General features: G+C 70.2%; 17 protein-coding genes. 10 read left to right on the top strand and 7 right to left on the bottom strand.

Annotated features, from left to right (window positions below):
- The first annotated feature begins 166 nt into the window (after window positions 1-166).
- From C5B91_RS08085 to C5B91_RS08050, 8 genes are all read left to right on the top strand, one after another.
- Window positions 167-2,131 (top strand): aconitate hydratase, encoded by a 1,965-nt coding sequence (locus tag C5B91_RS08085; RefSeq protein ID WP_008096398.1) that lies wholly within the window; start codon window positions 167-169, stop codon window positions 2,129-2,131.
- A 166-nt stretch (window positions 2,132-2,297) separates the two neighbouring features.
- Window positions 2,298-2,786, top strand: coding sequence for a ribosomal protein S18-alanine N-acetyltransferase (gene rimI / locus C5B91_RS08080; RefSeq protein ID WP_115819721.1), 489 nt, complete (start codon window positions 2,298-2,300; stop codon window positions 2,784-2,786).
- Between the two features lie 82 nt (window positions 2,787-2,868).
- Window positions 2,869-6,081: a bacterio-opsin activator domain-containing protein gene (locus tag C5B91_RS08075; RefSeq protein ID WP_049913692.1), complete on the top strand. Its 3,213-nt coding sequence runs from the start codon at window positions 2,869-2,871 to the stop codon at window positions 6,079-6,081.
- A 161-nt stretch (window positions 6,082-6,242) separates the two neighbouring features.
- Window positions 6,243-6,590: a HalOD1 output domain-containing protein gene (locus tag C5B91_RS08070; protein WP_008096404.1), complete on the top strand. Its 348-nt coding sequence runs from the start codon at window positions 6,243-6,245 to the stop codon at window positions 6,588-6,590.
- A 233-nt stretch (window positions 6,591-6,823) separates the two neighbouring features.
- Window positions 6,824-7,312: a DUF5810 domain-containing protein gene (locus tag C5B91_RS08065; RefSeq protein WP_008096406.1), complete on the top strand. Its 489-nt coding sequence runs from the start codon at window positions 6,824-6,826 to the stop codon at window positions 7,310-7,312.
- Window positions 7,313-7,336: 24 nt separating this feature from the next.
- Entirely contained in the window at window positions 7,337-7,840 is a 504-nt protein-coding gene (locus tag C5B91_RS08060) for a DUF5809 family protein (protein WP_115819722.1), read from the top strand.
- Window positions 7,837-8,400 (top strand): NUDIX hydrolase, encoded by a 564-nt coding sequence (locus tag C5B91_RS08055; RefSeq protein ID WP_008096409.1) that lies wholly within the window; start codon window positions 7,837-7,839, stop codon window positions 8,398-8,400. The genes C5B91_RS08060 and C5B91_RS08055 overlap by 4 nt, the downstream gene beginning before the upstream one ends.
- Complete coding sequence (locus C5B91_RS08050) at window positions 8,401-8,751, top strand: rhodanese-like domain-containing protein (protein WP_115819723.1); 351 nt, start codon at window positions 8,401-8,403, stop codon at window positions 8,749-8,751. It begins immediately after the preceding gene.
- Window positions 8,752-8,875: 124 nt separating this feature from the next.
- Here the strand turns inward: C5B91_RS08050 and yciH are convergent, their stop codons facing one another.
- The 6 genes from yciH to C5B91_RS08020 all read right to left on the bottom strand — a co-directional run bounded on the left by yciH (window position 8,876) and on the right by C5B91_RS08020 (window position 16,094).
- Window positions 8,876-9,169: a stress response translation initiation inhibitor YciH gene (gene yciH, locus C5B91_RS08045; protein ID WP_004976316.1), complete on the bottom strand. Its 294-nt coding sequence runs from the start codon at window positions 9,167-9,169 to the stop codon at window positions 8,876-8,878.
- Between the two features lie 66 nt (window positions 9,170-9,235).
- A complete protein-coding gene (locus C5B91_RS08040) occupies window positions 9,236-10,273 on the bottom strand; it encodes a hypothetical protein (protein ID WP_115819724.1) in 1,038 nt (345 codons plus the stop codon).
- Window positions 10,274-10,420: 147 nt separating this feature from the next.
- Entirely contained in the window at window positions 10,421-11,698 is a 1,278-nt protein-coding gene (locus C5B91_RS08035; RefSeq protein WP_115819725.1) for a hypothetical protein, read from the bottom strand.
- Window positions 11,699-11,750: 52 nt separating this feature from the next.
- Window positions 11,751-14,048 carry a transglutaminase domain-containing protein gene (locus tag C5B91_RS08030; RefSeq protein WP_115819726.1) on the bottom strand — a complete coding sequence of 766 codons (2,298 nt, stop codon included), beginning with the start codon at window positions 14,046-14,048 and terminating at the stop codon, window positions 11,751-11,753.
- A 61-nt stretch (window positions 14,049-14,109) separates the two neighbouring features.
- Window positions 14,110-15,132 carry a DUF58 domain-containing protein gene (locus tag C5B91_RS08025; protein ID WP_049967435.1) on the bottom strand — a complete coding sequence of 341 codons (1,023 nt, stop codon included), beginning with the start codon at window positions 15,130-15,132 and terminating at the stop codon, window positions 14,110-14,112.
- Window positions 15,133-15,137: 5 nt separating this feature from the next.
- A complete protein-coding gene (locus C5B91_RS08020) occupies window positions 15,138-16,094 on the bottom strand; it encodes a MoxR family ATPase (protein ID WP_049967434.1) in 957 nt (318 codons plus the stop codon).
- Between the two features lie 186 nt (window positions 16,095-16,280).
- Between C5B91_RS08020 and mutS the strand changes: the two genes are divergently transcribed.
- Both mutS and mutL read left to right on the top strand, forming a co-directional pair.
- Window positions 16,281-19,025 carry a DNA mismatch repair protein MutS gene (gene mutS / locus C5B91_RS08015; protein ID WP_115819727.1) on the top strand — a complete coding sequence of 915 codons (2,745 nt, stop codon included), beginning with the start codon at window positions 16,281-16,283 and terminating at the stop codon, window positions 19,023-19,025.
- Complete coding sequence (mutL, locus tag C5B91_RS08010) at window positions 19,022-20,710, top strand: DNA mismatch repair endonuclease MutL (protein ID WP_115819728.1); 1,689 nt, start codon at window positions 19,022-19,024, stop codon at window positions 20,708-20,710. Before mutS ends, mutL begins: the two co-directional genes overlap by 4 nt.
- A gap of 111 nt (window positions 20,711-20,821) precedes the next feature.
- Here mutL and C5B91_RS08005 read toward each other — a convergent pair whose 3' ends face one another.
- Window positions 20,822-21,136, bottom strand: a complete 315-nt coding sequence (locus tag C5B91_RS08005; protein ID WP_115819729.1) for a zinc ribbon domain-containing protein — start codon at window positions 21,134-21,136, stop codon at window positions 20,822-20,824.
- Window positions 21,137-21,181 lie beyond the last annotated feature (45 nt).

The raw sequence follows: 21,181 nt of genomic DNA, 5'->3' as shown, positions 1-21,181 counted from the left end.
CATTTGGGGCGGTGACGGCCCCCGCGGTGACAAGTCACATGGGAGAACCAACAAGGAGTTTAATGGCCCTTAGACGCTAGAAACCCCGAGACGGCGCTATCGTTCACGTTCGAAGATAGGGAAGTACGCGGGATTTATATCCGAGGACCATCGACGTTCGGGTGTTATGGGACAGACGCTCACGGAAAAGATTCTCTCGGACCACCTCGTCGAGGGTGACCTCACCCCCGGAGAGGAGATCGGAATCGAAATCGACCAAGTCCTGATGCAGGACACGACTGGGACGATGGTTTGGCTCCAGTTCGAGGCGCTCGACCTCGACGAGGCCCAGACCGAACTCGCCGCCCAGTACTGCGACCACCAGACTTACCAGTTCGACTTCAAGAACACGGATGACCACCGCTTCCTCCGTTCCGCGGCCGGGACATATGGTGCCCACTTCTCCCGCCCCGGTAACGGTATCTGCCACAACGTCCACAAGGAGAACTTCGCCGCGCCCGGCAAGACGCTCCTCGGCTCGGACTCCCACACGCCGACGCCCGGCGGCCTCGGCCAGCTCGCCATCGGTGCCGGTGGCCTCGACATCGCTGTCGCCATGGGTGGCGGCGCGTACTACGTCGAGATGCCGGAAGTCGTGAACGTCCGCCTCGAAGGCGAACTCCCCGAGTGGTCCTCCGCGAAGGACGTCATCCTCGAGATGCTCCGCCGCGAGACCGTCAAGGGCGGCGTCGGCAAGGTGTTCGAGTACACCGGCCCCGGTGCTGAATCGCTCACCGTGCCCGAGCGAACCACCATCACCAACATGGGGACCGAACTCGGTGCCACCTCGTCGCTCTTCGAGACCGACGAGAAGACCAAGGACTACCTCGAGCGCCAGGGTCGCGGCGACGAGTACATCGAGCTGACGGCCGACGACGACGCCGAATACGCCGACGAAATCGTCATCGACCTCGGCGACCTCGAACCGCTCATCGCCTGCCCGTCGATGCCCGACAACGTGGTTCCGGTCCGCGAAGTCGCCGGCGAGAAGGTCGAGCAGGTCCTCGTCGGTTCCTGTACCAACGGCGGCTACGAGGACGTCCTCCCGGCCGCGAAGATGGTCAAGGACCAGGAAGTCGCAAAGCACCTCGAGATGATCGTCGCGCCCGGTTCGAAGCAGGCCGGCGAGATGCTCGCCCGCGAGGGCTGGACGGCAGAGATGATGGCGGCCGGCGTCAACGTCTCCGAGGCGACCTGTGGTCCGTGTATCGGTATCGGCCACGTCCCCGCCTCCGACTCCGTCTCGCTGCGCACCTTCAACCGCAACTTCGAGGGGCGCTCGGGCATCGAAGAGGACAACGTCTACCTCTGCTCGCCGCAGGTCGCCGCCGCCGCGGCGCTCAAGGGCGAAATCGTCGACCCGCGCGACCTCGCCGACGAACTCGGTCTCGACGCCCCCGGCGTCGAGCTCCCCGACAAGTACAACGGCTCGAAGACGGACCTCATCTACGCCGAAGACGCCATCGACGACGAGCTCATCAAGGGCCCGAACATCGGCGAAGTCCCGCTGCAGGACCCCCTCGGCTCCCACATCTCGGGTGAGACCCTCCTGAAGATGGAGGACAACATCACGACCGACCACATCATCCCGGCGACGTCCGACATCCTCAAGTTCCGCTCGAACATCGAGCGCCTCTCGGACTTCACGCTCTCGCGCGTCGACGAGACGTTCGCCCAGCGCGCCAAGGATGCCGGCACCGGCGTCCTCGTCGCGGGCGAGAACTACGGTCAGGGTTCCTCCCGCGAACACGCCGCGATGTGTCCGATGTACCTCGGCATCGAGGCCGTCCTCGCGCAGTCGTTCGCCCGCATCCACAAGGCGAACCTGTTCAACTTCGGTATCGTCCCCCTCGCCATCGACGAGGAGACCTACGCGAAGATCGAACAGGGCGACGACGTCGAGATCGTCGACGACGTTGCCGAAGCCGTCGAATCCGGCCAGGAAGAGTTCACCATCCGCGTGAACGACGACTGGGAAGCGACGGCGAACCTGCACGCCTCCGAGCGCGAGCGTCGTATCCTCACCGCCGGCGGCAAGCTCCCCCTCACGAAGCAGCAGGCCGAGGGCGGCGCTGCCCCCGCGGACGACTGAACGCGACCAACACACCTTCTCACTTTTTCGCCCGGCGAGCGGCGGCCACCGCGCGGCCGGAAGTAGTGCACTGCCCGCTCCCGTGCGCGTCTGTCTCGGCGTCGGTTCCGCGTCCGTCCGCACCCGTGCCGTCGGGCTTTTGCGTGCCAACCACGTAGCGCCGGGCGTGACGGCGTTCGACGACGCGCTCGCCGGCGACTTGGTCGTCAGGCGGGTCGACCGGGCGGACCTCCTCGACGTGCTCCGCATCGAGCGGACGTGTTTCTCCGAGCCGTGGCCGTACTCCGCGTTCGAGATGTTCGTCGACGAGCCGGCGTTCCTCGTCGCCGCCCGCGGGGACGAGGTGCTCGGCTACGTCGTCGCCGACGTGATGCCGAACCACGGCAACGACATCGGCCACGTGAAGGACCTCGCGGTCCGCCCGGAGGCCCGCGGGAACGGCCTCGGCCGGCAGCTGCTCGTTCAGTCGCTGACGGCGATGGCCATCGCTGGCGCGACGGTCGTGAAGCTCGAAGTCCGCGTCTCGAACGAGCCGGCCATCGGCCTCTACCGGAGCCTCGGCTTCGAGCCCGCCCGCCGGGTGCCGAGCTACTACGGCGACGGCGAGGACGCGTACATCATGGTCCTCGACGTGGCGGAGTGGCAGCGCGCCTGACAGGACCGCTCGCGGCCGAAGGAGCGCTTATCACGACGAGCCGCGTACACGGGTTGTGTTACCGTCCCCCACCGTGCTCTGTGTGAGTGACGACGGCGAGTTCGCGGCGTCCCTCGACTCGTCGCTGTCGTCGCTCGACGGAGCGACGACCGTCCGGCACGTCCGCACCCCCGCCGCGGCGCGCGCGGAACTCGTTTCCGCCCCGGCGGCCATCTCCTGTATCGTCCTGGCCGCCCCCACGGCGGCCGGCGACGAGGGGGCGTTCGTCCGCGACATCTACACCCAGGGCATCGACGTTCCGGTCGTCGTCGCGGCCGCCGACCAGGAGACCGCGACCCGCGCGGTCGAAGCCGGCGCGACGGACTACGTCGTCCGCGACGACGACCCCGAGACGATGTCGTGGCTCGCCTTCCGCGTCGAGCGGGCGCTCGGCGAGTGCACCCTCGCGCGGAGCCACCGGGACCGAATCGAACAGCAGCGCGTCGTCTCCGAAATCGGAACGCGGGCGCTGACCGCCGTCGACCTCGACTCGACGCTCGACCACGCCGCGAGTCGCGTCCGCGACGTGCTCGACGCCAGTTCGGTCACGATTTTCGAGGGCCTCGACGACGGCGCGTTCCGCGTCGCCGCCGCCGCGGGCTGGTCGGCGAATCGGGGCCACGGACTCGCCGCGGCCGGGGGGACGCAGGCGGTCGAGACATACCGGTCCGGGCGTTCGACGCTCGTCGACGACTTCGACGACGACGAGCGCTTCGAGCACGCGACCGGCGCGGGCCCGTCGGGACCGAAAAGCGGAATGAGCGCGGCTATCGGCGGCGACGACACCCGGTGGGGAGTCATCGCCGTCCACGGCGTCGCCCGCGGGCAGTTCTCCGACGACGACGTGCTCTTCTTGGAGAACATCGCCGCCGTCGTCGGCGCGGCGACCGAACGGAACGAGCTGAAAAGCGCCCTCTCGGAGGTCTTAGAGCGGATGGACGAGGCGGTGATGGGGTTCGACGCGGACTGGCGCGTCACCTACGTCAACTCGACGGCCGAACACGGCCTCGGGATGTCAGCCGCGGCGGTGTTGGGGACACGCATCTGGGACTCGGTGCCCGAGTCGGCCGTCTTCCGCGAGGAGTTCGAGCGAGCGATGGAGCGACAGGAGCCGGCGACCTTCGAGCAGTACTACGACCGCCTCGAAACGTGGTACGCGGTTCGGGCGTACCCCTCAGAGACGGGGCTGTCCGTCTACTTCACAGACATCACGGAACAGTTGGAACACGAGGTCGAAGCCGAGCAGTACGGGCGGATGCTAGCGGCCGTCGCCGACGCGGTGTACGCGCTGGACGACGAGGGGCGGTTCGCGGCGGTCAACCCCGCGTTCGAGCGCCTCACCGGACTCGAGCGCGACCGCGTCATCGGGTCGTCCACGGCGTTGCTCACCGAGAACGCGAGCGCGACCGACGGCAGCGACGAGGCGTTCGCGTCGACCTCGCAGGGAATCGTGGAGTTGGACCTGCGGACGCCCGACGAGGGGGTCGTCAGAGTCGAAGACCACCGGACGCCGCTGGTCGTCGGCGGCGAGGAAGTCGGCTCGGTCGGCGTCCTCCGCGACGTGACGAAGCGACACCGCTACGAGCGCCTGCTCGCGACGCTCCACGACCGGACCCGAGAGATGATGGGCGCGACCGACCGACAGGCGGTCCTCCGGGCCGCCGTCGATGCCTGCGACGAGGTGCTTGGCGACGCCCGGACGGAGCTGTTCGTCTTCGACGAGGCGGACACGAGCCTCGTCCGCGTCGGCGCGGCCGGAACCGGCCTCGGCGACAAGCCGGTCGGGGGCGGCCTCGACCGCGGCGGGGTCTGGGACGCGTTCGTCTCCGGCGAGGTCCGCGTGATCGAAATCGCGCCCGACGGGGGCGTCGTCGACGGCGTCGAGCGCGTCATCGCCGCGCCGCTCGGTCGTCACGGCGTCCTCGTCACCGGCCACCCCGGCACCGTCGCGCCAGACGAGGTCGACGTGGAGCTCGTGAACCTGCTTTCTGCGACCGTCGAGGAACTGCTCGACCGAATCGACGCCGAGGCGGAGCTACGCGAGCGCGACCGGCGGCTCGAGGCCCAGAACGAGGCGCTCACCCGACTCGACCGAATCAACGCGACCATCCGGAACATCAACCAGTCGCTCATCCGCGCGCCGACCCGCGGCGAGGCGCTTTCGGCCGTGGCCAAGCACCTCGTCGACGCCGACGACTACGCCATCGTCTGGCACGCAGAGGCCAGGGACGTGGACGAGACGTACCGGCCGACGAGCGACGCGGTCCACGGCGCTGACACCGCCTACGCCGACCGACTCGGAGAGGTTGCGTCCGCGGAACCGCTGTTTCCCCTGCTCGAAGCTGCCGTGGAGACCCGGGAGATACAGGTGATAGCGGACGTGCTCGACGACCCCGCGTGGGCCGACCACCGCGGCGACGCCCTCAGCTACGGGTTCCGCGCTATCGCGGTCATCCCCGCGGTCGCCGACGACCGGGTGGAGGCGCTGTTCGTCGTCCACGCCACCGACCCGGACGCCTTCGCCGACGACGACGGCCTGCTCACCGACCTGGGCGAGACGGTCGGCTACGCCCTCGCGGCCACCGGGCGCGCCGACGCCATGCTGACCGAGCGCCGGACGGACGTGCAGGTACAACTCGGCGGCGACCGGTTGTCGCTGTCGCGGCTCGCCCGGCGCGTCGGTCGCGCGGTGAGCCTCGGCGGCGTCATCCCGAACTCCGACGGCTCCGTCATCGCGTTCGTCGCCAGCGACGCGGAACCCGAAGAGGTCGTCGCCGCCGGGCGGGACATCGCGACGCGCGTGCGCCACGTCTCGACCGACGACTCGGGGTCCCTGTTCGAACTCCGCCTCCCGCGGGAGTCGCTGTTCGAGACGCTGTACGCCTCGGAGGCGACCCTGCGCGCGCTCGACGCGACGCCGACCCAGACCACGCTCACCGCCGAGGTGCCGGAACGAATCCGGGTCCGCTCGTTCGTCGACGCGCTCGACTCGAACTACCCGGGGACGAGTCTGCTGTCGCGGCGGACCACGGACGACGGCACCGAGTCGCCGCAGACGTTCGCTGCCGAGATGCGCGAGGCGTGGACGAGCCGACAGTACGAGTCGATTCGGGCGGCCCACCTCGCCGGATTCTACGAGTGGCCGCGCCGCAGCACCGCCGAGACGCTCGCCGAGACGTTCGACATCAGCGCGCCGACCTACCAGTACCACCTGCGCGCGGCCGAGCGAAAACTGGTCGAGCGCGTCTTCGAATGATACCATACCACATGGGACCCAGCGATACCAGCTGATTTTCAGTTACGGTTCTAGGTACCTAGAGGTGGCGCGCGCGCCACCACTAGTTGGATAGCAGCGACCGATATATCCACGAGCGTCGTCGGCACGGGTGTCGGCGAGGCGCCGACGCGAACCGAACCATGGACGAAACTCGCGTGTTACCGGGCAACGATGTGGGATGGAATACGGGGGCGACCGACGAGGTCGTCGCCCGACACGACTGGGGCGGACGAGACACCCTCGCGGTGACCGTCGTCACCGCGGCCGCCCAGTTGAAAGACGTGGACGCCGTCAACCTCCCGCCGCTGTCCGAGACTATCGACCCCGACGCGCTCTGCCAACTGTTCGCTCCGCTGGCGCGGACACCGGCGACGGACGGCGGCACCCGCGGGTCGGTCGTCCCATCGCGCGGTCGAATCGGGTTCCGGTACGCTGCCTGCGACGTGACCGTCTGGGCCGACGGAACGGTCATCGTCAAGTCCGCCTGACGCATCGACACACGAACGAATCGGTATCACCACCCACCACCACACGACGCGGCACCGAACGAGGTGCCGCGAGAGCCACCTGTCGCCTGCGACCCACCCACCACCGCGCGGGCGACGCGGCCACATTTCCTTTGACGACCGACGACGCCGACGCGGCGCGATGCGATGCAACGCGACAGAGCACGACGCGAGAGTGCGACGGGTTTTGGTACACAGAGCCGCTACCGGAGGGCATGGGATACGCCTGTCCGGTCTGCGACGCGCCGCAGCGCGACGAGACGCACCTCGCGAACCACCTCGCGTTGCAGGCCATCGTCCACGGCGACGACCACGAGACGTGGCTGGACGAACACGCTCCCGAGTGGGCCGACCTGAACGCCGACTCGCTCGGCCCGCTCGTCTCCGACCTGGCCGAGGAACGGGAGTTCGACGAGGTGTTCGAGGACACGGTCGACCGCACGGGAGGCCGAGGTCACGGTCACGACCACAATCATGGCCACGACATCCCCGACCGACAGCCGCAGCAGTTCGGCGGCTCCGGCGGGTCGCAGTCGCTGTCTGGCGACGCGGCGCGCATCTTCGAGGAGGCGCAGTCGCTCACCCGCGAGATGTACGAGGAGGGAGAAGACGGCGAGGAAACCGGCGACGACGAGCACGCGGGGCGTGACGACGCCGGCGACGCCGACAGTGCCGACGACGACGCGGACAGGAAAGAGTCGTAAGTCCGGGCCCCGAATCGACTGGCGATGGAAACCCACGGGACGATTGCTCCGGCGTCGCTCGACGAGGCCGAGGCCGCCTTCGACCGCGTCGGACCGACCGCACAGGTGGTCGTCCGCGAGACGGCCAAGGCGATGGACTTCGACCGCGAGGAGTACCGAGCGCGCGTGACCGGCGACGTAATCGAGACTGTCCGCAACGCGCTGTTCGCCGAGTCGCTTTCGGTCTCCGTCGGCACGCGCGACGAGTTCGACGACTGGCGCGCGGCCCACGAGCGCTACGAGGTCGTCGAACTCGGCAACCCCGACGTGGACCGCGTCGCGTGGCACGCGGTTCCGTTCGCCGAGACGGTGCTGGCGACGACGTTCCAAAACGAGCGAGACGCCGCCGTCAGTACGCTCCGACGCAACGCCTTCGGCCGCGTCTACCGCGACGCGCTCCTCGGGGAGGAAGCCGAGAGCGACGAGGCGGCCGCGGCCGACGACGCCGCCGCCGAGACCGACGACGACGCGACCGGAGCAGACCGATGACCGACGACGGCCGCCGTCACGAGCGCCTGCCCGACCCCGAGTGGCGCGTGCTGGAATCCGAAACCGAGTACGAGACCGGCTGGTTCACCGGCGGCTACGACCTCGTCGAACAGCCCAACGGGACCACGAAGCGCTACTACTGGGCCGAACTGGCGACCGCGGTGGTCGTCGTCGCCGTCGCGGACGACCACGTCGTCTTCGTCGAGCAGTACCGGCCGAACATCCGCCAGACCCAGTTCGAACTCCCCGCGGGCGTCGTCGAGAAGGGAGAGTCGTTCACCGACGCCGGACTGCGCGAACTCCGCGAGGAGACCGGCTTCGCCGCCGACTCCGCGTCGGTCATCGGCGACGTGTGGTGTTCGACCGGCGTCCTCCGCCACCGCCGCGGCTTCGTCTTCGCCGAGGGGCTCACGCCGGTCGAACGCGACCTCGACGACAACGAGTTCCTCTCGGTCCGCGCCGTGCCGGTCGAGGAGGCCATCGGGCGAGCGACCGAACCGCCGACGAACGACGCGACCGTCGAGGGCGTCCTCCTCGCCCGCGACGAGGGCCTGCTGTAGATGGTCGACGAAATCTCCCCCGCGGCGGTCGAAGAACTCCTCGACGGAGAGGACCCGCCGCTCGTCGTCGACGTGAGCACCGAGGCCGAGTTCGCGCTTGGGCACATGCCGGGGAGCATCAACGTCCCGCTTTCCGACCTCGTCTCGCACCTCGACCGCATCGCGGGCGCAGAGCGCATCGTCACCGTCTGTCCGCGGGGCGAGGCGAGCGTGCAGGCCGTCCGCCTGCTTTCGGCCTACGAGGGGACCGAAAACGCCCGTATCGAGAGCATGGCCGGCGGACTCGACGCGTGGGCCGGCCCGCTCGAAGAGGGCATCGACGAGGGCGGGCGCGGCGATGGACGCCGCTGAGCGGCGGCGTCGCTGACGCGTGACGCGGCCGCGGACACGAGCGGTCGGGCGACTGGCGGACTAACGGCTCGTGTGCGCTGATTTGCTTCGAAAAATCTCGACGGCGGGCTAATTCAGAGGTCGGTCACGCGACGTTGAACCCCTTTTCGCGGAGGAAGTCCTCCACGCGGCCGCGGTGGTTGCCTTGGAGTTCGATGGAATCGTCTTCCACGGTTCCACCGCAAGCGAATTTCGACTTCAGGTCCGACGACAAACTGTCCATGTCGACGTCCTTCGGGTCGAATCCCTCGATGACTGTAACCTCTTTTCCGTAGCGGCGCTCGTCGATGCGGATGACTATCTCCTGAGACTCTTTCGCCACGTCCTCGCAGACGCAGAGCTCTTCAGGGAGCCCGCACGTCGAGCAGACTTCCGACATTACAGTGTGGACCTACAGGATGGGGATATTAAACAGTATCGGGAGGCGGGGTCGCCGTCCCCGGCTTCAAGCGCCCGAGTCGTCCGTGGACGACGTTTCCGATTCGTCGTCCGTCGTCGCGTCGTCGGTCGTGGTCGTGCCGTCGTCGTCGGACTGCTCGTCGTCGGTGGTCACCGCGGGGGCGCTCCCGTCGGCGTCCTTCGCCCGCTTGTCGTTTCCGGGCGGCGTCTCCGGGGCGTTGCCGTGGTCACCATCGCCGGACGAGCCCTCGGACGCGTCGTCGGTCACGCCGGTCGCGTCGGTCGCGTTTCCGGCGTCTTCACGAACGTCATCGGCGCGGCCGCTCGCCTCAGAACGCGAGTTTCCCGGGGCATCGCTCCGTCCCGCTTCGTCCGGCCGCCCGTTGCGGTCGGTCTCCGACTCGTTTTCGGCGCGGTCGCGGCCGATTCCCTTTCCGGGGTTCCCCGCGATTTCGCGGGCGATTTCGGCGACTTCGGGGCCGGTGAGTTCGCTCGCGTTCGTGCGGAGTCTATCGAGCTCGGCCGTGTCGACGCCGCGCGCCGAGAGCTCCTCGGCGGGGACCGTCGAGGCGGCGTCAGCCGTCTGGTTCAGCATGCTCCGGGTGCGCTCGATGTCGGCGACCGTCTGGGTCAACCGCGCGCGGTACTGGCCCTCCGAGAGGGTGCCGTTTTCGCGCTGGGCTTCGAGGCGGTCCCTGCGCTGTTCGAGTTCGGTGAGGCGCTCGCGCACCGTCACGACCTGTGTGGCGACGACCGCGGCCTTCGAGGCGTTCGAGTTCGCGTTCGCGAAGCGCGCTTCGAAGGTACGTCGTTCGAGCTCCCCGTCGGTCTCGGAGCCCTGCACGCCGATGACGGCGGACAGGCGCTGACCGGGGAGCGTCACCGACGACGCGGCGCTATCGTTGGCCGCCGTGTCGTTGGTCGCGCTGTCGTTCGCGGTCGTCTGTGCGACGGGAGCGGCGGCCGAGCCATCGGTGGCCGTCAGTCCCATCGGTCCGGCCGGGGCGGCAAGAGCGAGCGGTGCGCCAACCGTCGCCAGCAACACGGCGGCGGCGACGGCGAGCGCAGCGGTTCGTCGACTCATCACTCTCGTTTTGGAACCCCGTTCCGATATAAACGTGCGGTCGTGCCCGCGAATCAACCCCAGTCAACGGCAGTTCGAGCGTCGCATTCGGGTCGCCGCTGTCTTCCGATTAGGGACCGACCACCGACCTAAACGGTCGTAAGATATTTATTCACCGTTCGCGTCGCCGCCGTCCTCGTCCGCGTCGTCTTCTGGCAGACGGAGGACGTTCTCGCGGCCGAGGCGGAAGCCCTCGATGGTTCCCTCGTCGCGCATTCCGCGGACGACCTTGCTCGTCTTCGCGTCGGTCCAGTCGAGCGCGCCGGCGACCTCCTGTTGCTTGATGCGGCCGCCGCGGGACTCGATGAGCCGGAGGACGCGCTCTTCGTTGCTGAGGAGTTCCGGCGGCGGACTCGGCTCGCCGTCCTCGTCGCCCGCGTTGGAGTCGTCGTCGGGTTCGTCTGCACCGGCTCCGGCGCTCGCCGCGGCGGTCGCTGCGTCGTCGGCCGCCGCCGAGTCGGCTTCGCCCGCGCTCGCGGCGGCCGAGTCGGTGGACGCGCCGGCGTCCGTACTGCCAGCCGCGCCGGCCACGTTTGCGCCGCCGTTGCCGCCGTCGCCGCCGCCAAGCGCGCCGCGCGAGCGGAGATAGAGCGCGCCGGCACCGACGAGGACGACGAGGACGAGCGCGATGAGCGCGGTCGTCGTCGGGAACGGGTCGTCGTCCGCGACGGGCGTCTCGGAGTCTGTCGGGGTCGCCGTCGCCGTCACCGTCGTTCCGGAGCCGCCAGCGCCGCGTTCGAGGACGACGTTCGGCTCGCCCGAGACGAACTCGGTCTGGGAGCCGCGCCAGATGACCGTGTTTTCTCGCGTCTCGTCGCCCGCTGGTTCGACGGTCGCCGCGCCGTACTCGTCGGGCCACGAGAGGATGAGCCGGGAGCTACTGTCGAGGAAGAAGCCCTCGATGGCGTCGCCGACGACGAGGCGGTCGCCGTCGACCGCCGCGAAGTTGGACCACTCGAAGGAGTAGGAGACGACGCCGAAGCTATCGGGGAGCGACCGCGTGTCCGCCGAGACCGAGACGTTCGTGGCAGCCATCTCCCGGCCGGTGGCGTTCTCGGCGGCCCCGACGGTCGAGGCGATGCGCTCCGCGAACGCCGAGGTGTAGTCGTCCGGGTTGGCCCGCACGTCGTCTCGGAGCGACTGGAAGGCCTCGGTCGTGTTCTCGTCGTCGAGCCGGGTCCAGTACTGAATCTCCCAGCGGGCGTCGCCGCTCTCGGAGACCTCGACGACGATTCGCGTGCTGTCCGGTTCGACGCCCTGTTGGACGAGCGGTTCGACGCCCGGACCGCTCGCCGGCGCCTCCTGTGCGGCCGCGGTCGGGGCGACCACGGCGAGCACGCAGAGGGCGGCACACAGGACTGCGAAGACAGCGTCTCGTGTCGCCATTGAGCGTTCGTGCGAGCGCACGCAGAAAAAGTGACGCGGTTCTTCGCGCCGCTCAGTCCGCCCAGCGTCTGACGAGCGGCAGACGAGCGCGGACGACGGCGTTCGCCGCGGCCACGGCCTCGTCTGCGTCGGCGCGGGTGACGCCGTCGCCGTACTTGGCGCGCTCGTAGCGTCGGCCGACCTGTCGGGTCCGCTCGTCCACGCCGACCCGGGAGAGCGAATCGAGGTACGCCCTGACCGTCTCGCCGGGGCGGCGCGGGCGGTAGTCGCGTTCGAGAGCGAGTTCGAGGCGGTCGTACGCCCGGAACACGTCGTCTGCCGGCGAGTCGGTGCGCCGCTGATACGCCGCGGTGGCGAACCGGAGCTGCGCCGGGAGTCGGGTCCGCCTGACGCCGGCCACGACGCCGAGGAGGCCGACGAGACCGACGAATATCGTCTCCCGCGACGGCATCTCGGGGACGAGTCCGCCGTCCTCGTCCTCCTCGGTCGTGCCGTCGCCTGTGGGCGTGATGCCGAGACGCTCGTCGATGTTGGGGCCCGGTGCGTTGCTGTCGATGGGCGTCCCGTTCGGCTCGGACCCGTTTTCGGTCGGCGTCTCGGTGTCGTTCGCGGTCGTCGTGGGCTGTTCGGTCTCGTTGGACTCGGCGTTCGTCTCGTTGGTGTCGACGCCCAGTCGACCCTCGTTTCGGGCGTCGCTGAGGGTGGTCGACTCCGCGTCCTGCCGGGGGCCGGCGGGCGTCGGGTCGAAGCGGACCCAGCCGGTGTCCTCGAAGTAGACTTCGACCCACGCGTGGGAGTCGAGGCCGCGGACGACGTAGCGGTCGCCGTCGACGCGCTCGCCGGTCGTGTAGCCGGTGACGAAGCGCGCGGGGACGCCCTCCGAGCGGAGCAGCACCACCATCGTCGAGGCGTAGTAGGTGCAGTAGCCGGCGTCCATCTCGAAGAGGAACGACTCGGCGATGTCGCCGTCGGGACGGGACACCCGGAGCGAGTACTCCTTGTTGGCTTCGAGCCACTCCTCGACGGCGACGGCCTTGTCGTACGGCGTCTCCGCGTCGCCCGTTATCTCGGCGGCGCGGTCGCGGACGCGGTCGGACGTGCTGTCGGGGAGTGCGAGATACCGCTCGCGAATCTCGTCGGGGTAGTCGGTGCCCGTCCGCCGGAGCGACGCCGCGGTGTACTGCGGGACGGCGCTCGTGACGTTGTAGGTCTCGCCGATTTCGACGGCTCGGTCGGGTCGGAGGTTCCCCTGCTGGGTGACGAGCGTCTCGTTTTCGATGTCGCCGGAGACGGCGACGGGCCGCCACGCCGCGGGCATGGAGTCGAGCGGCGTCGCCGGCGTGACGGTCTGGCGGACCAAGCGCGACGGCCCCTCGGGGCCGGCCAATCGACCGCCCTCGTAGTCGCGGGTGTCGCCCGTTCTGACCCAACCGTCGCCGGTGTACCGGTCGAACGTCGCCGTCTGCCAGTAGTCCGGCGAGGTGCTCTGGACCTCGAAGCGGACCTGCGGCGAGAGGCTGATGCTCCCGACGATGGAGATGCGGTCGTCAGCGCTCACGAGGCTGGCCTCGACGGTCGGCTGTTCGGCCACGCCCTCGTCGGGGATGACCGGCGACCCGCCCGCGCCGGGAAGGACCGTGACGGTGGCCGAGAGGACGACCATCGCGGCGAGGACGACCGTCAGCACGTCGAGTTGGCCGCCTGCGCTCCCGAAGCGGTCGATGCCGTCGAAGCCGACTGCGGCCATGCCCGCGCCGACGCCGAGGAGCGTGAGCGTCCCCGTCGCGTCGGTGGTGAGGACGAACAGGCCGAGGCCGCTCCCGGCGACCGCGACGGCCGGCGCGATTCGTCCGCGGATCGCGAGGTACCACGCGAGGAACACCGGGCCGGGCGTCACCGCGAGCGCCCACACGTCGGCCGACAGGAGTCGGAGCGCCGAGAGGCCGCTGAGGAGCGCGAACGTGTCGGCCAGCAGTCGCTCCGGCGAGAGTAACGCGACTTGGCTCTCGGGGAGCGCGAGGAAGTACGCCGCGAAGCCGCCGGCGGCGATGAGGGCCGCGAGGCCGAGGGCGTAGCGGGGGCGGAGCGTCCAGCCCACGACGGTCGCGAGGGCGAGCGTCCCCGCGGCGAGGAGGACGAACTGGTCGCGGCGACCCACGACGTTCGTGATGTCGTAGACGACCGCGAGGAACGCGCCGACGAGGACCAGCGAGGCCGCCGTCGCGAGGAGGTCGGCGGGGATGCCGAAGACGGTGTTCGTGGCGGAGGACGCCGACCTCGTCGCTGACGCCGACGCGCTCGCGGCCGACCGCGACGAGTCCGAGCCGCGCCGGTTCGTGTCGGTGCTCATCGCGGCACCTCCGGTCGCGCAGGGGTGCGTCTCGCCCCGTCAGAACGGTCGCGTGGACCCGTCACGCCGACACCCCCGAGTCGGCACCGCGGGTTCCGACGCGACTCGTCGGAGTCGACGACTCCACCGCGTCGCGCTCGGCGCGCAGGCGGTCGAACGTGGTCTCGCGGCCGCCGAGCGCGACGTGGGTCTTCCCGGCGTCGCCGCTGACGACGACCTCGGCGGTCTCGTCGGGGACCGACCCCGACCGGAGCCGCGAGAGGTGGACGAGGACGCGCCGGCGGTCGCCGGGCGTCGCCTCCACGGTTCCCGCGGGCGAGGTGAGGTGGACCGGAACGCCGGCGTCGAGAAGCGCACAGCAGAGCGTCGCGGCCGCCTCCGCCGCGTCGTCCTCGTGGCCGTCGGTCGCGCCGGTGGAGACGCGAACCGCGTCGGCCGTGACCCGGTCGGAGTAGGCTTTCACCATGAGGTCGCCGGACTTGGCGCTCGACTTCCAGTGGATGTCGCGGAGCGGGTCGCCGGGGACGTACTCGCGCAGGCGGTCGAACTCGGCGCGTTCGTCGGTGCGCCCCGCGTCGGCGAGCGCCGAGAGATCTCGCCGGGCCGCCGCCCCGAGCGACCGGACCCGCGGGAAGACGAGCACTTCGGCCGTCCCGCCGGCGGTGAACGACTTCGAGAACAGCCCGAGGATGTCGCGGGCGACGACGGTCGCCGGGCCGAGCGTCGCCGGGCCGCGACCGCGGTAGGTCACCTCGTAGTCGACGCGGCCGTCGCCGACGACCGAGTCGACCGCGGTGTCGCCGTCGAGACCGGACGAGAGCGCGTCGGTCGTGGTCGCCGGAAACGGCCTGTCGGCGTCGAGGTCGAGCGAGACGGTGTGGGTCTCGCCGGGGAAGCCGTCGTCGGGCGCGACGCGCTCGACGCGGGGCGGCGAGACGCGCCAGACCTGCACCGCGCCGACGACGAGGCCGACGGCGACCGGAACGACGACCGCGTTGAGCGCCCGCGGGCCGTAGGCGACGGCGTTGGCGACGCCGACGACCACGACCGCGACGGCGACCCAGCCGCGGAGGGTGAGCTTCATGGGTCTCACTCGACCGCGACGGTATCGAGCGCCCGCTCGACCACGTCGCGGCCGGAGCGCTCGTCGGTCGTCCGGACGCGGTGGGCCCAGACGCTCCGCACCTCGCGCTGGACGTCGTCGGGGACGACGTAGTCGCGGGCGTCGAGGGCGGCGCGGGCCTGCGCGGCACGGACGAGGGCGATGGAGCCGCGGGGACTCACGCCGAGGTCGGCGCGCGCTCTGGTGTCGGCCGCGAGCCGAGAGACGTAGCGGCGGACCGGTTCGCTCACCGTCACGTCGAGGATGCGCTCACGGGCATCGCGCACGTCACCGGCCGACGCGACCGGTTCGAGCGACTCGATGGGGTGGTGTCCCGAGACGCGGCCGAGCAGTTCCGTCTCCTCGGCCTCGTTGGGGTAGCCGAGGTGAATCTTCTTCATGAACCGGTCGAGTTCGGCCAGCGGGAGGTCGTACGTTCGGTCGGGTTCCACGTCGTTCTGGGTGGCGATGACGGTGAAGGGGTCGGGGACGCGGCGGGTGACGCCGTCGACCGTGACCTGTCGCTCCTCCATGACTTCGAGGAGGGCGGCCTGCGTCTTCGGTGGCGCGCGGTTTATCTCGTCGCCGAGGACGACGTTCCCGAAGACCGGCCCCTCGCGGAACTCGAACTCGCTCGTCTGTTGGTTGAACACGTTCACGCCCGTCACGTCGGACGGGAGGAGGTCGGGCGTAAACTGGATGCGCTCGAACTCCCCCTCTATCGAGGTGGCGATGGCGCGGGCGAGCATCGTCTTGCCGACGCCCGGCACGTCCTCCAAGAGGAGGTGACCGCGGGCGAACAGCGCCACGATGATGTCTTCGATGGCGTCGTGGTGGCCGACGATGACGCGTTCGACGTTCTCGGAGATTCGTGTCGCGAGGTCCGACACCGCCTCGACCGAGAGCGCGGGGTCGAAGTCGGCGTCTGCATGTGCATCAGTCATTGATATCCCGGATTACCCGCCGACCGTGCCGAGAGGGACGACGGGTCTCTGTGTGCTATTATTGCTTCAGTCTACCTAACCTTGCTGGGTGTGTGCACGACCCAGTCCGGGCGGTGGTTCGGGCAAACGGCCGCCGACCGCGTCGTTCCCGGCCGTTTTTATTGCTCGGCCGCCCGCCTTGTGAGTATGAACGCGGACGCCCAGCGGGAGGCGGTGTACGGCGCGCCGCCGGAGATGCTGGAAGTGCGGGACGACCTGACGCCGATGCTCTCGCAGTACGCCGACCTCTGTGAGGAACACGACGACGCGGTCGTGCTGTTTCAGGTCGGCGACTTCTACGAGGCGTTCTGCGGCGCGGCGGAGGCCGTCGCCCGCACCTGCGAGGTGACGCTGACCCAGCGCGAGGACTCCACCGGGACGTGGCCGATGGCGGGCATCCCCATCGACAACGCCGCGGGCTACCTCGAACGCCTGCTCGACGCCGGCTACCGGGTCGCGCTCGCGGAGCAGGTCGAGGACGCCGAGGAGGCGTCCGGCCTCGTGGACCGCGCGGTCACCCAACTCATCACGCCCGGCACCGTCGTCGACGAGGAACTGCTCGACGCCGGGCGGGCGACCTACCTCGGCGCGGTCGCTCGGGGCGGCGGCAACGCCGAGACCCGCGACGGCGACGCCGACGCCGACACCTACGGCCTCGCCGTCGTGGACGTCTCGACCGGCGAGTGTCTCGTCACCGGGGCGGACCGCGCGCTGGCGCTCGAAGAACTGGAGCGACTCGCGCCCGCCGAACTCGTCGTCGGCCCCGACTGCGACCTCCCGGACCTCTCGTTCGACCCGATGGAGACGCCGTTCGAACCGGGGGCGTTCGACGTCGACGCGGCCCGCGAAACGCTGTCGGCCTACGCGCCCCGGCCGGACGCCGTGGTCGAGTCGAACGCCGAACTCCGAGCGGTCGGCGCGGCGCTCGCCTACGCCGAGTACGCCCAGGGCGACTCGAAACTGGAGTACGTCACCCGCGTCACGCGGTTCGACCCTCGCGAGTTCCTCCAACTCGACGCGACGGCCATCCGGAGCCTCGAACTGTTCGAGTCGCGGAGCGCCCGCGCCGGAAGCACGCTGTTTTCGGTCCTCGACGAGACGGCCTGCGCGCTCGGCCGTCGCCGACTGGAGGCGTGGCTCCGCCGCCCGCTCGTCGACCGCGACGAAATCGAGGCCCGACTGGACGCCGTGGACGCCCTCTGCGACGACGCGCTCGCCCGCACCGACCTGCGAGAACATCTCTCGTCGGTGTACGACCTCGAACGACTGGTCGCCCGCGTCTCCCGCGAGCGCGCCGACGCCCGCGACCTGCGCTCCCTGAAGACGACGCTCGACCGGGTTCCGGAGGTCCGCGAGGCGCTCGCCGGAACCGATTCCGACCTCCTCGCGGACCTCCGCGACTCGCTGGACGAACTCGAAGACGTGCGCGACCTCGTCGGCGACGCGGTCGTCTCCGACCCGCCGCAGGAGATTACGGAAGGCGGCGTCATCGCGGACGGCTTCGACGCCGAGTTGGACGACATCCGCGGCACCGCCGAGGCGGGCCGCGAGTGGGTGTCGAACCTCGAAGCCCGCGAGCAGGAGCGCACCGGCATCGACTCGCTCGAAGTCGGCTACAATCAGGTCCACGGCTACTACATCGAGGTGACGAACCCGAACCTCGACCGCGTCCCCGACGACTACCGGCGCCGCCAGACGCTGAAGAACTCGGAACGGTTCTACACGCCCGAACTGAAGGAGCGCGAAGACGAGATTCTCCGCGCCTCGGACCGCGCCGACGCCCTCGAATACGACCTGTTCTGCGAGGTTCGCGCCGACGTGGCGACCGAATCCGCCCGGATTCAGGCCGTCGCGGACGCCCTCGCCGACCTCGACGTGCTCCGAACCCTCGCGGACGTGGCGGTCGCGAACGACTACGCCCGCCCCGAGTTCCGCGCGGGCGGCGTCGGCGATGGTGGCATCCACATCGACGCCGGCAGACATCCCGTCGTCGAGCGCGCACAGGACGAGTTCGTCCCGAACCCCGCCGACCTCCCGCGGGGGAGCGTCGCACTCGTCACCGGCCCCAACATGTCCGGGAAATCCACGTACATGCGGCAGGTCGCGCTCGTCTGCGTCCTCGCGCAGGTCGGGAGCTTCGTCCCCGCAGAGTCGGCCCGACTGCCGGTCCTCGACCGCGTGTTCACCCGCATCGGCGCGTCCGACGACATCGCAGGCGGGCAGTCCACGTTCATGCGCGAGATGAGCGAACTGACCGAAATCCTCCACAACGCCACCGGCGACTCGCTGGTCCTCCTCGACGAGGTCGGCCGCGGCACCTCCACCGCCGACGGCCTCGCCATCGCCCGCGCGGCCACCGAGTTCCTGCACGACGAGGTCGGCGCGACGACGCTCTTTGCGACCCACTACCACGACCTCACCGACGCGGCCGACGACCGCGAGGGCGTGTTCAACCTCCATTTCACCGCCGCGCGGCGCGACGGCGAGGTCACGTTCCTCCACAGCGTCGCCGACGGTCCCTCCTCGTCGTCCTACGGGGTCGAAGTGGCGCAGTTGGCCGGCGTGCCGGCGAGCGTGGTCGAGCGGGCGCGAGACCTCGTTGACGAAACCGAGACCGACGCCGAGAGCACAGCGGTAGACGGCGTCGCCGCCGCGAACGGCGAGTCCGAGGCGGCGGCCGAAGACGGCACGCTCGCGGCCTACGTCGATGGGTTGGAGAACGGCCACCGAGAGACCGAGAATCCGAGCCGAGCAACTGCGACGACCGCGACGGCCGAGCCGACCCCCGAACTCGAAGCCGTCGCCGAGGCGCTCCGCGAGGTCGACCTCGCGGACACCACGCCGCTGGCGGCGCTGAACCTCCTCTCCGACCTCAAAGGGAAGCTCGAATGATTCGCCGACTCGACCCGGGGACGCGCTCGAAAATCGCCGCCGGCGAGGTCGTCGCCCGCCCCGCGAGCGTCGCGGTCGAACTGGTGGAAAACGCCCTCGACGCCGGCGCGGAGACCGTCGAAATCGAGGTCGACGGCGACGGGACCGACCGAATCCGCGTCGCCGACGATGGCCGCGGAATGGCCGAGTCCGACGCCGCGCTCGCGGTCGAACGACACACGACGAGCAAACTCTCGGCGGCCGGCGACCTCGAAACCGTCGAGACGCTCGGCTTCCGGGGCGAGGCGCTCCCGAGCATCGCCGCGGCCGCCGCCCGCCTCGAACTGACGACGAACGACGGCGGTCCGCGCGGGACGCGAGTCGTCGACGGTGCCGAGAACGCGACCGACGGCGAACACGGCAAGACCGTCTCACCCGCAGGTCGGGCGCGCGGGACGACCGTCGAAGTGACCGGCCTCTTTTCTGACCGGCCGGCGCGGAAGAAGTCGCTCGCGTCGCCGAAAGCCGAGTTCGCCCGCGTCTCGGCGGTCGTCACGCGCTACGCGCTCACGCGGCCGAACGTGCGGTTCGGCCTGCGGCACGACGGCCGCGAGACGCTCGCGACGCCCGGCACCGACCGCTTCGCCGACGCGCTCTTGGCGGTGTACGGCCGCGACGCCGCGGGCCACGCCTCGACGTTCGAGTCGTCGCGGGAGGTCTCGGCGGCCGGCGAGACGACCACGGTCGAAGTCGACGGCGCGCTCTGTCACCCGGAGGTGACGCGCTCCCGACGCGACCACGTCCACGTCTCGGTCAACGGCCGCGCCCTCGCCGAACCGCGACTCCGCCGGGCGGTCGCCGACGGCTACGGGACGCTCCTGCCCGACGGGCGCGAACCGGTCGGCGTCGTCCGACTCCGTCTACCGCCCGGATGGGTCGACCACAACGTCCACCCCGCGAAGGACGAGGTGGGGTTCAGAGACGCCGACGCGGTCGCCGACGCGGTCGAAGCGAGCGTCCGCGACGCGCTCTCGACGGCCGACCTCCGGCGGAGCGGCGAGGTGGCGATGGACCTCGATAGCTCGCTCGCTCCCGTCGAGGCCGCGTCGGTGTTCGACGACCGCCGCGTCATCGGGCGCTTCCGCGGCCTGTACCTGCTCTGTGAGGCCGGCGACGAACTCCTCGTCGTCGACCAGCACGCGGCCCACGAGCGCATCAACTACGAGCGACTCCGCGAGGCGGTCGAGTCGGCGGGTATCGACGCCGTCCCCGTCGACCCGCCGGCGACCGTCTCGCTGTCGCCGACCGACGCGGCGCTCCTCGACGCGAACCGCGACCTCGTGGAGAAACTGGGCTTCCGCGTCGCCGAGTTCGGCGGTGGGAGCGGGAGCGGCACCTACCGCGTCGAGGCCGTGCCCGCGCCGCTCGGCCGGCCGTTCGCACCCGACGCGCTCGCGGACGTGGTCGCCGACATTGCCACCGGCGACGACGCCGACCCGCGGGACGAACTCCTCAAAGACCTCGCGTGCCATCCGTCGATAAAAGCTGGCGACGACCTCACAGACGACGAGGCCGCGCGACTGGTCGAGCGACTCGGGTCGTGCGAGACGCCCTACACCTGTCCGCACGGCCGACCCACGGTGCTCGCCATCGACGAGGAGACGTTCGTCCGCGGGTTCGGCCGGCGAAGCGGTCGGCTCGGATAGCGCTCGACGGGCACAACGTTGCCGAGCCACCCGGACGCTGTCGTGCGAAGTGGCGCAGTAGCCGGTGCAGAGAAGGTTACGACATAGTTACCGGCTCGTTGCGCCCGGCCGCTACCAGTCCTTGCAGTCCAGACAGACGTACTCGTCGCCGTCGAGCCACCGCTTTCGCACCGACTCGCCGCACTGCGGGCACGCCGTGGCTTCGGGCGTCCACCGGTAGGTGGCGAGGGTGCTCACGTCGCGGCCGTCGGCGTCGTCCGAATCGGAGGTGCCATCAACATCGTCGGCGGTAGCCGGTTCGTCGGCCGAAGTCGCGGCGCCGGTCGGTTCGGGGTCGGCGGCCGACGCGACGGTATCGACCGAATCGGAGTCGTCGGCCGCTTCGTCGTCGCCGCCGGCGAAGTCGTCGAGCGAGCGGTTCGGCATGACTCAGCGTCCGTGGGCGCGGTCCTTATCGGTGCCGACCGAGCC

Source organism: Haloferax sp. Atlit-10N, from assembly GCF_003586325.1.
Lineage (GTDB): Archaea > Halobacteriota > Halobacteria > Halobacteriales > Haloferacaceae > Haloferax > Haloferax prahovense.
The sequence above is the reverse complement of the archived record's forward strand: the minus strand, read 5'-3'. Positions and strand labels throughout refer to the sequence as shown.